We start from the raw sequence: 15,800 nt of genomic DNA, 5'->3' as shown, positions 1-15,800 counted from the left end.
TCCGCGCTTACCACGCTTCTGCTTTACGCGATGCTCGGCATTCCTTTCGCGGTCTGGTCAGGCAAGATAGCGTTCGCGAGCGCCTCGGTTGAGGTGGATGGCAGGTCGCGCGGAAGACCGGGCAGGGCGGCGACAGTTTTCCTTCTCATTCTGCCGCTCGTCCTGATCGCCTTCTACGTCGTCAGCGGCATCGGGCGCGTGGAGGTGGACCCGCTTGGTGTCGGGGTGGCGGTGGCTCCGGTAGAAAAGCCGGTGAGTGAATGGGGTGCGTATGCTTTTCTCGCTCTCTCGCCCGCCTTCGGCTCGATCCTGGGCTATATGATCGGCACCATCCTCGCCGGAAAAAGCCTCGCCGGAAAAAGAAAGACGAACGCATGAAAACCAATCTGGTGATCGCCATCGACGGTCCAGCCGCGTCCGGCAAGGGCACGCTGGCAAGGCTTCTAGCGGAGCGCTATCGGCTGCCCTTCCTGGATACGGGTCTGAGCTATCGCGCGGTCGCGCAGATGCTGTTGTCCAAAAACCTGCCGCTCGATCGCGAGGAACTGGCGGCGGAGGAGGCGGGACGCGTCGATCTCGGACGCATGGACAAGGCCATGCTGTCGCTTCACGCGGTAGGCGAGGCGGCGTCGCGGATCGCGGTGTTTCCGATGGTGCGAAGGGTGCTCGTCGAAAAGCAGCGTGCCTTCGCGCAGAATCCCAAGGGGGCGGTGCTCGACGGGCGCGACATCGGCACGGTGGTCTGTCCCGATGCCGATGTGAAGATCTATCTCACGGCCTCGCCGCAGGTCCGTGCCGAGCGTCGCTTGGCCGAGATCGAGGCGCGAGGTGGCACGGGCGATCTGGAAACGATCCGCAAGGACATAGAGGCCCGCGATGCGCGTGACAGCGGCCGCGCGGATTCGCCCCTCAAGCCTGCAGCCGACGCGCACTTGCTCGACACAAGCGAACTCGATATAGACGCCGCATTCACTGCGGCCTGCGCCATCATCGACAAGGCGTTGGACGCAGGAAGCTGAGCCGGCCCATGGGGCGCCAGTGTTTCGCATCGTTGCGGAAGGCGGCGCAAATCCCCATATCGGCACCATAACCCGTTCTGCCGGATTCCATTCGCGCCGGACGCCATCCTGACCGGATGGCTCGTTCAGGTCTCGTACCTGTTCCGGAATCCTCCGCAGAGCAAACGCAACACGAACCCATACCCGGCGCTGCCTCTTCATGAAGAGGCGTTTCCAGGAGATCAAATGTCACAAACCGTTGCCCAATCGGCAAACCCCAGCCGCGACGATTTCGCGGCGCTGTTGGAAGAAAGCTTTTCCGATGGCCATTCCGGTGAAGGCCAGGTCGTTCGCGGCCGCGTCGTCGCCGTTGAAAAGGACATGGCCATCATCGATGTCGGCCTGAAGGTCGAAGGCCGCGTTCCGCTCAAGGAATTCGGCGCCAAGGCCAAGGACGGCCAGCTGAATGTCGGCGACACCGTCGAAGTCTATGTCGAGCGCATCGAAAACGCGCTGGGCGAAGCCATGCTCAGCCGCGACAAGGCACGCCGCGAAGAGTCGTGGGTCCGCCTCGAAGAGAAGTTCTCGCGCTCCGAGCGCGTCGAGGGCATCATCTTCAATCAGGTCAAGGGCGGCTTCACGGTCGATCTCGACGGTGCGGTGGCGTTCCTGCCCCGCTCCCAGGTCGATATCCGTCCGATCCGCGACGTCACGCCCCTCATGCACACCCCGCAGCCCTTCGAGATCCTCAAGATGGATCGCCGTCGCGGCAACATCGTGGTGTCGCGCCGCACTGTGCTCGAAGAGAGCCGTGCCGAGCAGCGCTCGGAGATCGTGCAGAACCTCGAAGAAGGCCAGGTGGTCGAGGGTGTCGTCAAGAACATCACCGATTATGGCGCGTTCGTGGATCTGGGCGGCATCGACGGCCTGCTGCACGTCACCGACATGGCATGGCGCCGCGTCAACCATCCGACCGAGATCCTGCAGATCGGCCAGACGGTTCGCGTGCAGATCATCCGCATCAACCAGGAAACCCACCGCATCTCGCTCGGCATGAAGCAGCTCGAGAGCGATCCATGGGGCGACATCGGCACCAAGTATCCGATCGGCAAGAAGATCCACGGCACGGTCACGAACATCACCGACTACGGTGCGTTCGTGGAACTCGAGCCGGGCATCGAGGGCCTTATCCACGTGTCCGAGATGTCGTGGACCAAGAAGAACGTCCATCCGGGCAAGATCCTGTCCACCTCGCAGCAGGCGGATGTGGTGGTGCTCGAGGTCGATCCAAGCAAGCGTCGCATTTCGTTGGGCCTCAAGCAGACGCTCGAGAACCCATGGGAAGCCTTCGCCCGCAATCACCCCGTCGGCACTCAGGTCGAGGGCGAGGTCAAGAACAAGACCGAGTTCGGTCTGTTCATCGGCCTCGAAGGCGATGTGGACGGCATGGTGCACCTTTCCGACCTCGACTGGCAGCGTCCGGGCGAGCAGGTCATCGAGGAGTATCAGCGCGGCCAGATGGTGCAGGCTCAGGTTCTCGACGTCGATGTCGAGAAGGAGCGCATCTCGCTCGGCATCAAGCAGCTCGGCCAGAGCGGCGGCGGTGCTTCGAACGAGGTCTCGACGGGCGGCGAGCTGCGCAAGAACGCCGTCGTCACCTGCGAAGTGATCGCGATCAAGGATGGCGGCATCGAGGTGAAGCTGGTCGATTTCGGCTTCGACACCTTCATCAAGCGCAACGATCTGTCGCGTGACCGCGACGAGCAGCGCCCCGAGCGCTTCACGGTCGGCCAGAAGGTCGATGCCCGTGTGATCGCCTGGGACAAGAAGACCAAGAAGCTGCAGGTCTCGATCAAGGCGCTCGAGATCGCCGAAGAAAAGGAAGCGGTTGCCCAGTACGGATCGACCGATTCCGGCGCTTCGCTCGGCGACATTCTCGGCGCTGCCCTCAAGGGCCGCGGCGACGAGTAAGCTTTTCAGAAGCTTCAAAACAAACCCAAGCCCCGCGGGAGCGATCCCGCGGGGCTTTTTCTTGGGTTCCGACCATGGTCGTGGTCGAAGCCAGACCCTTGGCTCCAAGGTCCGCGCAGAAGTCTCGGCCGGATCGACCGCTACCATCCGGGCGGCCATTCTCCACCTTGTTCGAAACACGAGACCGAACTCGGCATAGACGGTTCGGCGGGATCACTGGAGAAACCCCCATGAAACTTTCCCTTTCCACGGCAAGCCTAGGCTTGGCCCTCGCGCTCGGCTTCTCGGCCGCCCCTGTTGCCGTCCAGATTTCCAAGGAAGGCATTCGCGTGAGCGAAGCTCAGGCGCTTGCCCGTCGCGGTGCCGACGATCCGGCAGGCCATGTCCGCCAGGGACGCGGTGCCGATGACCCGGTCGGCCATGTGCGCGGCGGCGATGACCGTGCTGGCGATGACCACGGCGGCAATCGCGGTGGCAATCGCAATGGCGGGGATGATCATGGCGGAAATCGTGGCGGCAGTGGCAATCACGGTGGCGGTGACGACCATGGTGGCAACCGTGGCGGTGGTGGCCATGAGGGTGGCAACCATGGCGGCGGGCACGGCTCGGACGACTGATCCAACCGGCGGGCGGCGGTTGCCATCGCTGCCCGCAAGCCCTTTTCGCCCAGCCGTCCTTTCGCAGGGCATGACGTCCGACCATGGTCCGGCGACACGCCCTTTTCGCTGGCGCATAATCAAACCGTTGTCATTGATCTCCTGAGGGGACGGATGACGGCTTCAAGCAACGCAGCGGTTCCATGGCAGATCCTCGAACGGCCCCGACCCGAAAACTTTCGCCCGTGCGGTTGCCGCAGAACGTCTGCCGAGCGTTTTTTTGCGCGTCCTTCTTGTTCACTGCAACTGCCGGCATGACCCTGACCCTTATGCCTCAACCAGCTTTCGCCAAGGATGGTGGCAGCGGCGGAGGCCATGGCGGATCGGGTGGCAGCGGAAGTGGAAGCGGAAGCAGTGGCGGCAGTGGCCATGATGGCGGTTCCAGCGGAAGTGGCTCGGGCAGCGGTGGCGGATCGAGCAGTGGCGGTTCCGGCAATAGCGGTCATGGCGGCAGCGGCGGCGATGATGGCAACGGCCATAGCGGCGGATCGGCAAACAGCGGCCACGGCAACAAAGACGATCGGGGAGAACGTTCCGGCGGCCGGCGCGACGGCAGTGAAGCCCGAAAGGGGGATGATCGCCGCAGCGACGTGATCTGGTCCGATCACACGGGCAATGCCGTCGAGTTGCGCTATGGAGATGGCTGGAGCGAGGCCGTTCGCGACAGTCGCTACACGTTGCGCGATTCGAGCCGTCGCGTGGTCATTGATCGTCCCGCGCGCCGATCGGACCGTGCGCGGCTCGAAGCCGGGCTGCCCTGAGCGCTCGGCTCTCTAGTCCTTGCGCCAGCTTTCGCGTGCGAGCACGGCGGCTTCCGTGCGGTTGCGCACATGCAGCTTCTGAAGCACGTTGGTCATGTAGTGCTTGACCGTTTTCTCCTGCAAGGTGAGCTTGCGGCCCACTTCCTTGTTGCTCAACCCGTCTGCGACGAGGCGCAGGATTTCGGTCTCCCGCTCGGTGAGTGAATCGAGCGGCGAAGCCTTTTGAGCTTCTGGCCGGCCGCCGCTCTTCATGCTGCGCAACAAGCGCGCGGCAAGGCGAGGCGAGACATAGGAGTCCCCCTCGGCCACCGTCGCCACCACATCGAGCAGCTCTCCGGCATCCACACCCTTGAGCACATAGCCTTTCGCGCCGGCCTCAATGGCCCCCATGATATCGGCATCCGCTTCCGATACGGTCAGCATCGCCACATGCGTGTCAGGCGCGGCTTCGCGAATGCGACGCGCGGCCTCCACGCCATTGCCGGGCATGGAAATGTCGAGCAGCGCCAGCGTGGGCCTGTGGCGTGCGACGAGGGCCACCGCATCGTCCGCGCTCGCACCTTCGCCCACCACGTCGAAGCGCCCGTCATCGAGCAGCGTGCGCACCACGCCCGCGCGATAAAGCGGGTGGTCGTCCACGACGACCAGCGTCGCTTTCGTGTCAGTTTCGGTCATCATTGCCTCCCGTTTCCAGTCCGATGCGCATCGTGGTTCGGGCGAGCTGGCCCTTTTCCGAGTGAAAGCTGAAATGCCCCCCGAGACTTTCCACCCGCTCGCGCAGCCCCGACAGGCCGAGCCCGCCCTGTCGGCCTTCCCGCTCCGCATCGTTTGCCGGCGCATTCTCCGTCACGAGCAACAATTCATCGCCTTCCCGATGCGCTATGATCCTCTGGCCGTCGCCGCCAGCATGGCGGTAGGCGTTGTTGAGGCTTTCCTGCACGAAGCGGAAGACACAAATCTTGAGTGCCTCGCTCGCATCGTCAGGCAAATCCGGCGATAGCGTCAGCGCAACATGCGTGCCTGTGCGCCGCTCATGCGCTGCGACGGCCTGTTCGATCACCGCAACCAGCGAAGCCGCGCCGATTTCGGGGAGCGACAGCCCGGAACAGATATCGCGGATGTCGCCGATGGCTTCGCCCAGCGCGCCCTTGACCAGACGCAGGTCTTCGAGCCGGGTTTTTTCATCACGCCCTTTGGCGAGACCGTCGAGGCGCAATGCGGCCAGCCCGATCAGCTGCGCGGGTCCATCGTGGAGATCGGCGCTGATACGGCGCAGGTAGCGCTCGTTGAGCTCCGTGCCGCGCGCCGAGGCGCGTTCGACGCGCAGACGCAGGAGACGGTTCTGTTCGGCGAAACGCTCGGCTTCCGCGATCCGGTCCTTGAGAGCCGCGCGCTGCTGCTCGATCGTGCCGCTGGCCTGCCTCACGATACCGAACAAAGCAAGCCCGATCAGGGCAGCCGCACCGCCGACGATGCCGCCCGTCTGCCACCGTGCACGCGTCAAGGCCTGCTTGAGATCGGTTCCGTTCTCGTAAAACTCGACCACCGCGATCACTTCGCCCGTCCAGGCCTTTCGGATCGGGGAGTAGATTTCCAGGAGCGGCAGGTTCTTCGTGCGCTCGGCCGCGCTCTCCTCATTGTCGAGCTTGTCGAATTCGTAGACGACGCGCCCGCTGAGCGCGCCTTCCAGTTCTTCGAAAAGAGGAAAGCGGCGGCCAATCAGCGTTTTGTCCTCGGCATAGGCGATCAGACCGTCGGGTTTCCAGATCTTCACCGACACCACGCGCGCACCGAGCGCACTGCCTTCGAGCGATTCCTCGATGGCGCGCACCGGGCCGATCGAAAGCGTGTCGGACGCTTCCAGTTCCTGTGTGAGCGGCGTGATGAAGCTGTCCATGTAAAGCGCGGTCGCACTCGCCGTGCTCGACACCACATTGCGCTCGATGATGCCTGTCACCCACACACCGATGAGGATGGCGGCGAGAAGCATGACGATGCTGCCCGTCAAGGCAAAGCGCGCCGAAAGGCTCATCTCCTTGAAGGAGACGGGAAGCTCGCGAAACGACGAACGGGCGAGGGCCATTCCTCGCTGCTAGAGCGGTTGAAGGGCGAGCGCAACCGACGGGCGGCGAGGGTGTGTTCGGACCAAGGTCCTAAAGCGCGGCCAGTTGGCGGAGAAGTCCAAGAGGTGGAGATGACGTGGCCGCCTGCACCTCAAACATCCAGTGCCTCACGCACCTTGGACGCCAACTGTTCCAGGCTGAACGGCTTGGGCAGCAAGCCGCGCGTGTCGAAGGCACGGTCTCCCATCACCTGCGAACCCGTATAGCCGCTGGTGAAAAGCACCCTGAGATAGGGCCGTGCCCGCAGCGCGAGTTCCGACAGCTGGCGGCCGCTCATGTCGGGCATCATGATGTCGGTGAAAAGGAGGTCGATCTTCTCGCCGCTTTCGATGAGCCGAAGCGCTTCCGTGGCATTCGCGGTTTCGACCACTTTGTAGCCGAGCTCGCGCAGAGCATCGACGGAAAAGGCCCGCACGCGCTCTTCGTCCTCCACCACCATCACGATCTCGCCCGAGCGCGCGCCTTCCGTGGAAAGCGTCTGGCGCGCGCGTGGCAAGCTGTCCGCCTCGCCCTGGAAGCGGGGCAGGTAGATCGAGACCGTGGTGCCCGAGCCCAGCTCCGAATGAATGCGAACCTGCCCGTCCGACTGGCGGATGAAGCCGAAGACCTGGCTCAGGCCAAGGCCCGTGCCCTTGCCGACGCCCTTGGTGGTGAAGAACGGATCGAAGGCCTTGGCGATCACGTCTTCCGACATGCCGCTGCCCGTGTCGGTCACCGCGATGCGCACATAAGGGCCGGGTTCGATCCCTTGGGCTGCATCGCCTTCCAGCGAAACATTAGCGGTCTGCAGCGTCAGCTGGCCGCCATCCGCCATCGCATCGCGGGCATTCACGCAAAGGTTCAGAATGGCGTTCTCGAGCTGGCTCGGATCGGCCCGCGTGCGCCAGATGTCGCGTTCGAGCACGGTTTCGATGCGGATATTGTCGCCGAGCGTGCGCGACAGGAGCTCGATCATGCCTTCCAGCATCGCGTTCGGATCGACGGCTTCAGGCGTCAGCGGCTGCTGGCGCGAAAAGGCGAGCAGGCGCTGGGTCAGCGAGGCGGCACGCTCCGCCCCGTCCATGGCGCCGTCGATGAAGCGGCCGACATCCGTGTCGCCGCGCGCCAGCCGGCGCTGCAAGAGGTTCAAGCCGCCGATCACGACCGCCATCATGTTGTTGAAGTCGTGCGCGATGCCGCCGGTGAGCTGGCCCACCGCCTCCATCTTCTGCATCTGCCGGACCTGGTCTTCGGCCTTGGCGAGCCGCGCCTGGGCAGCCAGACGCTCGGACACGTCGTAAGCGAACTGGTAAGCCGCGATCAGCTGGCCGTCCTTGTCGCGTAGTGCATTGAACTTCAGCTCATAGAAGCGGCGCGCATGGGCCGAATGGCCGAACTCGCTGATGAGTGTGAATTCCTCGCCATTGATAGCGCGTTGCCATGGGCCGCGTATGGCTGCCTGATGGTCGGGATATGGGGCGAGCGCTTCGAGAATGGACTGTCCCACTTCCGGCCGGACGCCATAAATCTGCTCGAACTCGTTCGCCGCCGCCTTGTTGATGGCAAGCCAGCGGAAATTCGGATCGACCACCTGCACGAATGCGTCGGTGGTTTCGAGCACGGTGGCGAGCAGGTTGCGCTCGGCGGTGCGCTCGGCGACCCGCTCCTCGAGCAGGGCATTGAGTGCCTTGATCTCGCCTTCCACGCGACGCCTCTCGACGGCCGCACGCGTTCGCTCCGCGACTTCGCGCATGAAGGAAAGGTCGTCTTCCGTGTAAAGGCGCGGCTCGGCATGATTGAGATAGAGCAGCGCCACGAACTCGTTGTTCTCGGTCAGCGGCATGTTGACGAAAGAGCGCGCGCTGATGGCTTCCAGAACATCCGAGGTATCCGCCGTGCGCGGGTCGGTCCGGGAATCGGTGACCAGAGCGGTGTCGCCACGCTTGAGATCGTCGATATAGGAGCCGTGATCCCGGAAATGCAGCGTGCCGGCGATCGTCTTGATGCCCGGCGCGTTCCAATCGCGCTCCACGGTGATCGTTTCCGCGACCGGATCGATCGTGCCGTAGCCCGCGCGTGAGACGCCCAGCGTGGTGCCGAGCGTTTCCGCGCCCGCATAGGCGATGTCGACCGGATCGGTGAGGTCGCGCAGGCGGTCGCTGAGCTCCAGAAGGGCGGCGCGACGGCGCATGACCGCTTCCGCCCGGCTGCGCTCCACCGCATCCCAGGCAAGTTGCGCGACTTCCTCGACAAGCAGGCGCTCGCGCTCCGACCAGCGGCGCGGAACGGCATGGCTTGCATAAAGGCCCGCTTCCCAGCGCTTTCCGCGAATCAGGGGAATGTTCATGCCCGCCTGGGTGCCCAGTGAGCGCACACGCGCCATGCCTTTGGAAAGCACGGGCTCTTCGCCCTCGAAGATGAAGGGGCGGCCGCCGCGCAGGGTCCGCTGATAGTCTTCGCCGAAGGAGGCGAGCGTCACGGAGCCCTCCGGAACGGGCAGCGTCCCATCGCTCCATCCGGTCTGGTAGTGGACATGACGATTGTCACTCACACTGTAGAATCCGACGCGCGTGATGCCGAGATAGCGCCCCAACCGCTCGGCGGTCAGGGCCATGACCTTTTCCGGCGAACCCGAATTGCGCTGCTCGTTGGCGAGCGCATAAATGAAGTCGCGGTCTTCCTTGGCGGTGCGCGTGGCGTTTTCCGCGACACGACGATCGGTGATATCGAAGGCGACGCCGGGAAAATGCAGCGGCGTGCCGTCATTTCCCCGCGCGCATCGGCCCTGTGCGATAATCCAGAGCGGTTCACCGTTTTCGCGAAGCACGCGATACTCGCTGGCGAAGTCTTCGCCAGTGCGAAGCGCCTGCTGGATTTCTCCTTGCACGCGCGGCAGGTCTTCGGGGTGGATGCGGGCGAAGAATTCCTTGATCGGTGCGCCTTCGGCCGCCAACTTCGGATCGACACCGAAAAGGTTTGCGAAACGCTCATCCGCCGTGACGCGGTCGGCCTGCACATCCCAGTCCCACGTGCCGAGGCCGGAACCGGCGGAAAGGGCGAGGCGCAGGCGTTCGTTCGCGTCGGACAGGGCCCGCGTGGCGGAAACGCGGTCGGAAACATCCGTCGCTTCCACGAAGATGCCGGTGATCGTGTCGGAGTCGTCGCGGATCGGCTGATAAACGAAATCGAGCAGGCGCTCTTCACTTGGGCCGTCGGGCTGCCTTTGCAGCTTCACCGGCATAGCATGGCCGATGAACGGCTCGCCCGTCTGGAAAACGCGATCGAGAAGATCGACGAAGCCTTGGTCTTCGACCTCCGGCAGCGCGAGCCTGATCGGCCGTCCTTCGACTTCGCGATGGCCGATCAGGGCGCGATAGGCCTTGTTGACGATCTCGAAGACATGATCCGGCCCGCGTAACAGTGCCATCGCGCCTGGAGCCTGGCGGAACATCTCGCGCAAGCGGTCGGCATCCTTGCGGCGTTCGCGTCCGGCTATCACCTCCTGCGTATTTTCGAGACATGTGCAGAACATGCCCAGCACATCGCCCGACAAATCGTCGTGCACCGGCGTGTAGCCGAACGAGAAGTGTGTTTCTTCCGGATACCCATTGCGGGTCATGGTGAAGGCGATGTCGTCCATCGAAGTGGAAACACCCGCATAGGCTGCTTCCATGATCGGTCCGACCGTGTCGATGATGTCGGCCCAGACCGCATTGAACGGCTTGCCGAGCGCCCAAGGGTGCCGCGCACCGCATAGCGGCGCATAGGCATCGTTGTAGAGCATCGTGCGGCTCGGACCCCAGGCGATGAACATGGGCTGGCGCGCGGCCAGCATCACCCGAACCAGTGTGCGCAGTTCGGCCGGCCAGGAAACGGGCGCGCCGAGCGGCGTCTTTCGCCAGTCGAGCCGACGGATCAGTTCTCCCATCTCGCCGCCCTCGGCGAGAAAGGACGGAGACTTCGCTGGCATGGTCTCGCTCAACGGCATGAGTCCCACATCAGACCTCTCGACAGAGAGATGAGCGAGCAGAAGGCACCGGGCCGGAACCGGGCAAATGAGAAGCGGCAAGGATGGTGGCGCTGTGAAGTCAAAGGCGGCTCAGTGCTGAAGGAAACGGGCCGCATGGCCACAGAGTGCGGGCAAGACTTAATGGGGCGCGACCCTCTGTCAAGAACGGGAAAGGTAAGCTTCGCGTGGGCTGCGGCGCCACAGGAAGGCTTGACGGACGCAGCGGACGCTGGCACCGCTCTGATCACCATGAACGATATCGCGCGCGAAACCAATCTTTCCCCTTCAGCCCACATGGCGTTGCGCACCCGCACGGCTGCTGCGCATGAGGCTATTGACGGCGCTTTCGCCCGCTTCGACTTGGCCGATCGCGACAGCTACCGCGCCTTTCTTCAAGCGCATGCGCGCGTTCTCTTTGCGCTCGAAGCCATGCTCGAATCCGAGTCCGGCCTGCCTGTCTGGCGCTCGCGAAAGGAGGCGCTCGACGCCGATCTCGCATCGCTTGGTGACACGCGTCCCGAGCCGCTTGCGATCGAACCGATCACGGGCGAGGCGGCCCTGCACGGCCTTCTTTACGTTTTGGAGGGCTCGCGGCTGGGCGGCAAGCTCTTGTCGCGTCAGGTCGGCGAAGGCCTGCCCTCGGCATTCCTTGCCGCCACCCACGAAAAAGGCGAATGGCGCGCGTTTCTCTCGCATCTCGACCAGCGCGCGCAGGCGAACGGTCCCGAATGGCTGGATCAAGCGGTGGACGGCGCTTCGCGCGCTTTCACGCTTTACGGCCATGCCGCCAAGGCGGCCTGACTACCGGTTCAAACCTCGTTATCCGCAGCGCTCAGTCCGTCGGCGCTTTCGGTCGGCGCCATGACGACGACGCGCATGCCTGGATCATTGCTGCCGTAATCGATCGTCCCCGACAGGCGGTCGACCATGGCACGGATCATCTGCGTGCCGAAGCCGCGGCCCGCGCTTCGGCTTTCATCCAGTTCCATCTTTTCGAGTCGTGTCGAGCCCTTGCCCTGATCGGCCACCACCAAGCGGAACTGGTTGCGGTACTGGTCGAGTGAGATCGCGATCGGCCCGGCCGCACCGTCATAGGCATATTTCGAGGCATTGATCACGAGTTCCGTCAGGATCAGGCCCACCGTCACCGCGCGGTCCGCCGAAACCAGCACGGGCGAGATGTCGAGCCGCATCTGAGCGGCCCACTCCTCGCCCATGGTGCTTTTCATGTCCTCCACGAGTTCTTCAAGATAGCGGCTCAAATCCACCGCGCCGACGCTGTCGTTGCGGTAAAGGCGGCGGTGAACGAGCGCCACGGCGGACAAGCGCCGCTGAGCCTCCTTGAGATGGTTCGACACCACCGGATCGTTGGCCTGGCGGCCTTGCAAGCCGAGAAAGGCCGAAACCAGCTGCAGGCTGTTTTGAACGCGGTGGTTCACTTCCTTGATGAGGTAGTCCTTCTCGCCCAGCAGCGCTTCCTTTTCGGCGACGAGCGTCGTCAAACGGCGGTTGAGCACGCGCAGCTGGCGGTTCTGACGCAGGTCGAGAAGCGCGCGGCGCAGCCGGTTCGCCGCTTCGATCTCGACCAGCGTCCAGGGACGCGACTGACCACGGACGGTTTCGCTCCAGTTTTCGAAGGAGGTGCGCGGAGTCAGGATCGCGTTGCGGTCATGCGCCACCGCCTTGTGCGGATTGCCGGCCCAGTTGATCACGGCGATCTTTTCCGCGCGGAACCAGAGATAGAACTCCGGCTCATCGCCTGAAATGCGCAGGGCAAGCAGGCCGCTCGCGCGGTCGGCGAATGTCTCGGCCAGCGCGAAATCGGTCGGCAGGCGATAGGTGGAAAAAGTCTCCGCCATGCCGCGGTCCGTCAGCCAGCGGACGATGCGGCGGATATCGGTGGCAGACGGTGTCCGCTCTGTCTGGCGGATATCAGGGCCGCGTACCAGCGCGAAGCCGTCTGCCCCGAACAGGCGGCGCATGTCCTCGCCGGTGGAGTGAAACAGCGCGTCGAAGGTCGTATCGGCGTCGAGTTCGGACAGGATCTGGTCCTGGCCGGTGCGCAGGCGCAGGCGCTCACGATAGATCTCCGCATCCTCACGCGCCTTGATCTGGCGCGACAGGCTGGCCGCCAGCGCCTGGGCCGCCGCGCGCGTTTCGAAGGGAATGAAGCGGGACTGGTCGTGGTGGCAGGCGACGAGCCCCCAGAGCACGCCGTCCTTGACGATGGAAACGGATGCCGAGGCGTTCACTTCCATGTTCTTGAGATACTGCACATGGATCGGCGAAACCGAACGCAAGCCCACATCGCTCAGATCGATCGTGGCGAAGCCTTCGCCGGGCCGGATCGGTTGAGGCAGGTAGGAAACGTCCGGGATCACGCGGATGCGGTTGCGCACATAAAGCGCGCGGGCCTGTCGCGGAATATCGGATGCCGGAAAATGGTGATTGAGAAAGGCGGACTGGCCCTCGGCTCGGTCTTCGGCGACGACCTCGCCTGCGCCATCATCGAGAAAGCGATAGATCATGACGCGCGCGAAGCCAGTCAGGTCGCGGAACGCGGTGGCTGCGCGCTCGCACAAGTTCTGCAGATCGGTGGAGCGCTCGAAGAAGCCGTTCCACACGTCGAGGCGTGCCAGCATGGCGGCGGCCGAGATGGGTTTCTCCGTTGCGGGCTCAAGTTCTGCCACGAGATAGGTGCCCGAGCGATGCAGCGTCACGTCAAGCCGTTCGGAAAGCCCGTTTGTAGCACCGAGCGACAGCCCGCCGCCGGGCCCGAGATCGGTAGCCGCGAGCGCCGCCGTCACATCCGCGCCGACCAGATCGGGCAGCGAACGGCCGAGCCAGTCGGGGGTCAGTCGCGTCTCGATGTCACCGGCGCCCGCCACGACTTCCAACGAAGACGCATCCGCGACGAGCAACAGGCCATGCGGCTGGATCGATCCGGGAACGTGGATCGGCTCGCGATCGCAGGCATTGAGCGCCACCTGCATGTCAGGCGTGGCCTCGGTCGCGTCCGAAATCTGAGCGGTCAAGAACTGTCCTCTCGGGGAAAGGATGGGCGGGCACCACGCCTGGCATCAGCCGTTGACGCAACTGCGGAAGAATTTCAGCTGACTCATGACGGCTGCAATCCCACATGACAAGTCAGGTGCAGCGACAGATGGGGAACATGATCAATGAAAACAATGAAAATTGATTGCTCGGTCCGCTCCAGCCGACCCTCAGGCGTACAGACTTGGTTTGCGGAAGACCGAAACATGAAGGGAGCATGTTTTCACGAACGCGACGACATCATCGGACTAATGCTGTCCGGCTGCATGGACGCGAGCTAGTCATGTCGCGCGCCCAGCTCTGCCACGCCATCCGCCAGCGTTTCCTGGTGCAACTGCGCTATGGCGACGATCGTCTCGCCCGCGTCTTCGCCCCTCACGTGGTTTACCGCTCGTCTGCCGACAACCTTCTTGTCGGCGGCTCGCAGCTCTTCAATGCGGCAAAGCCCGAAGACGACGAAGCGCCGCGCTTCCTGGCTTTGACCAAGATCCATGATCTTCGCGTGACCGCCGAGCGTTTCGAGCCACGCTCGTGGTTCGACCCCGCGGATGAGCGCTTTCGCGAAGGCACCGTCTGCCACATCTTCCAACAGGATTGATGCCACGGGCATGCTCCAGCCTACCATTCCGCACGATGCGGCGGAGTGGAAGCGGTCAATCACCAATTTTGCCTGCCACAATCCAAAGGTTAACGGCTGGGCGATCGACAATGTCATGACGGTTGTCACCAAGCAGTTCGCCGACATGACCAGCCCCGAAGTGATGGTCTATTTCAACAAGCGTGGGTGAAGCAACGACTCGGTCGGCAAGCTTGTGGCCTGGGAATCCGACAATCAGGCAACCGGCGAGGAGGGCGCCAAGCACTTTGTTCAAGAGAGCAAGGACATTTGAACCAAGGGGTTCCAGAGGATGTCGCTGAAAAGATCGAGGCCACACTGTAACATACGGCCTCTCCAAGCCGGCTGAAGGCGTGTAGCGCGTCAGCGCCACACTGCTCGACTGACGCACGAGATGGACGTCCAAACGAATGGGGCTGCCGGAGTGGCAGCACTCTGTCGGCGGTACGGCAAGCCTTGTGCATATCGGCACGCGCGCGTGTAAACTCCTCGGCAGAACGCATGGCTCAATCCCCGCGACTCGCTGCATGCAGTTCCGCAACGAATCTATTGTTTTCCTTCTGCGAGAATACCGTTCGCTGGAAGCTTTCGAGCGCTGCTTAACGCTCCATACTGCCCGCTTCCGGCAAGCAATGCCGCGTCGCATGCGGTTGCGTTCGTATGGCCAGCCAAGTTCGCCCTGCCGCGTTCCGCGGACAGGACCGTTGACCAGACCCGAGCGGGTGGGCGAGCGAGGTCATCGTCTGCGATATGCTGCCGGCCTATGTGGAGTATCGGCCCTTTGAATGCTGGACCTTCGGATTAGAATGCGATGGCACCACTGTCCTGAACGCCAAGACAGCGCTGGACTTGGCTTGCTGGGACGTATTCGGCAAGTCGGTCGGCATGCCAGTCTGCGATCTTCTAGGCGGACGCTGCGGCATGTTGCTTCGCCGGCCGCGCGATAATTGCATACATGAATCTTACGGTGGCCGGTCACCTTACCAGATCCGGCCTTCGCCGCTGCCCCAGTTTTCCTTGACGGTTTCCATAGCCACGTTAGTGGAGGTGCTAGCGACGTAGGGAAGCTCGGAAATTCGCTCGCCCAGCACCTCGCGATACCGGCGGATGTCGCGCGTTCGGATTTTCAGGAGGTAGTCGAAACGCCCCGCGATCATGTGGCATTCCTCGACTTCCTTGATCTTCTTGACGGCTAGATTGAAGGCATGCAGTGCCTCCTGCTGGGTGTTTGACAGCTTCACCTCGGCGAAAGCGATGTGTTCGAGCCCCAGTCTCGAGGGATTTATGACGGCCTTGAACCCGTCAATATAGCCGTCCGCGATCAGTCGCTTCATCCGCAGTTGGCATGGCGTCTTGGACAGGCCCACCTTTTCCGCCAGATTCGTTACTGAAAGCCGTCCGTCCTCGGATAGCGCTTCGAGGATTTTCCGATCAAACTGGTCGATTTCACTCTTAAGGCTAGTATCTGTGGTCATTCTCTCTGCTACGACAGTCAATTTTGATCAAAGACGCCTAGGAGTTAGCCTAATCAGGTCTGAAATCACATCGGAAAGTTGGTAGGGTCTCACCATATGATCCTCGCGGATCGAAAACGACCGTCCCGTCTCGGGCCATGCCGCAGCCCGGAAGGAAC

13 protein-coding genes and 1 pseudogene are annotated in these 15,800 nt (G+C 63.1%); 9 read left to right on the top strand and 5 right to left on the bottom strand.

The genetic code is table 11. From position 1 onward, the window contains the following. Nucleotides 1-30 precede the first annotated feature (30 nt). From NGM99_RS11855 to NGM99_RS11835, 5 genes are all read left to right on the top strand, one after another. On the top strand, nt 31-378 hold the full coding sequence (locus NGM99_RS11855; RefSeq protein WP_252819112.1) for a hypothetical protein: 348 nt from the start codon (nt 31-33) through the stop codon (nt 376-378). Beyond that, nucleotides 375-1,019, top strand: a complete 645-nt coding sequence (cmk, locus tag NGM99_RS11850) for a (d)CMP kinase (RefSeq protein WP_252819110.1) — start codon at nt 375-377, stop codon at nt 1,017-1,019. Before NGM99_RS11855 ends, cmk begins: the two co-directional genes overlap by 4 nt. Before the next feature lie 225 nt (nt 1,020-1,244). Further along, on the top strand, nt 1,245-2,969 hold the full coding sequence (gene rpsA / locus NGM99_RS11845) for a 30S ribosomal protein S1 (protein WP_252819109.1): 1,725 nt from the start codon (nt 1,245-1,247) through the stop codon (nt 2,967-2,969). Nucleotides 2,970-3,199: 230 nt separating this feature from the next. Beyond that, nucleotides 3,200-3,586, top strand: a complete 387-nt coding sequence (locus NGM99_RS11840) for a hypothetical protein (protein WP_252819107.1) — start codon at nt 3,200-3,202, stop codon at nt 3,584-3,586. Between the two features lie 272 nt (nt 3,587-3,858). Further along, nucleotides 3,859-4,386: a hypothetical protein gene (locus NGM99_RS11835; protein WP_252819105.1), complete on the top strand. Its 528-nt coding sequence runs from the start codon at nt 3,859-3,861 to the stop codon at nt 4,384-4,386. Between the two features lie 12 nt (nt 4,387-4,398). Here NGM99_RS11835 and NGM99_RS11830 read toward each other — a convergent pair whose 3' ends face one another. The 3 genes from NGM99_RS11830 to NGM99_RS11820 all read right to left on the bottom strand — a co-directional run bounded on the left by NGM99_RS11830 (nt 4,399) and on the right by NGM99_RS11820 (nt 10,458). Continuing rightward, nucleotides 4,399-5,061: a response regulator gene (locus tag NGM99_RS11830; RefSeq protein WP_252819104.1), complete on the bottom strand. Its 663-nt coding sequence runs from the start codon at nt 5,059-5,061 to the stop codon at nt 4,399-4,401. Beyond that, nucleotides 5,048-6,469, bottom strand: a complete 1,422-nt coding sequence (locus tag NGM99_RS11825) for a sensor histidine kinase (protein WP_252819102.1) — start codon at nt 6,467-6,469, stop codon at nt 5,048-5,050. Before NGM99_RS11825 ends, NGM99_RS11830 begins: the two co-directional genes overlap by 14 nt. Before the next feature lie 131 nt (nt 6,470-6,600). Then, nucleotides 6,601-10,458, bottom strand: a complete 3,858-nt coding sequence (locus NGM99_RS11820; protein WP_252819101.1) for a PAS domain-containing protein — start codon at nt 10,456-10,458, stop codon at nt 6,601-6,603. A gap of 249 nt (nt 10,459-10,707) precedes the next feature. Between NGM99_RS11820 and NGM99_RS11815 the strand changes: the two genes are divergently transcribed. Then, nucleotides 10,708-11,298, top strand: a complete 591-nt coding sequence (locus NGM99_RS11815) for a biliverdin-producing heme oxygenase (RefSeq protein WP_252819099.1) — start codon at nt 10,708-10,710, stop codon at nt 11,296-11,298. Nucleotides 11,299-11,306: 8 nt separating this feature from the next. On the opposite strand, the gene NGM99_RS11810 is transcribed toward NGM99_RS11815, so the two are convergent. After that, nucleotides 11,307-13,532: a histidine kinase dimerization/phosphoacceptor domain -containing protein gene (locus NGM99_RS11810; RefSeq protein WP_252819098.1), complete on the bottom strand. Its 2,226-nt coding sequence runs from the start codon at nt 13,530-13,532 to the stop codon at nt 11,307-11,309. Nucleotides 13,533-13,834: 302 nt separating this feature from the next. Between NGM99_RS11810 and NGM99_RS11805 the strand changes: the two genes are divergently transcribed. The 3 genes and pseudogenes from NGM99_RS11805 to NGM99_RS21775 form a co-directional block, all read left to right on the top strand. Beyond that, a complete protein-coding gene (locus NGM99_RS11805; RefSeq protein WP_252819097.1) occupies nt 13,835-14,149 on the top strand; it encodes a WYL domain-containing protein in 315 nt (104 codons plus the stop codon). Nucleotides 14,150-14,159: 10 nt separating this feature from the next. Further along, complete coding sequence (locus NGM99_RS11800) at nt 14,160-14,339, top strand: hypothetical protein (RefSeq protein ID WP_252819095.1); 180 nt, start codon at nt 14,160-14,162, stop codon at nt 14,337-14,339. Between the two features lie 653 nt (nt 14,340-14,992). Further along, nucleotides 14,993-15,082 (top strand): annotated as a pseudogene (locus NGM99_RS21775) (hypothetical protein); the annotation flags it as partial. Nucleotides 15,083-15,147: 65 nt separating this feature from the next. On the opposite strand, the gene NGM99_RS11790 reads toward NGM99_RS21775, so the two are convergent. Continuing rightward, nucleotides 15,148-15,642, bottom strand: a complete 495-nt coding sequence (locus tag NGM99_RS11790; protein ID WP_252819228.1) for an Lrp/AsnC family transcriptional regulator — start codon at nt 15,640-15,642, stop codon at nt 15,148-15,150. Between the last annotated feature and the right edge of the window lie 158 nt (nt 15,643-15,800).

Source organism: Mesorhizobium liriopis (genome assembly GCF_024053505.1).
GTDB classification, from domain to species: domain Bacteria; phylum Pseudomonadota; class Alphaproteobacteria; order Rhizobiales; family Rhizobiaceae; genus Mesorhizobium_B; species Mesorhizobium_B liriopis.
Note: the sequence above shows the minus strand (reverse complement) of the source record. Positions and strands in the feature narration are given on the sequence as shown.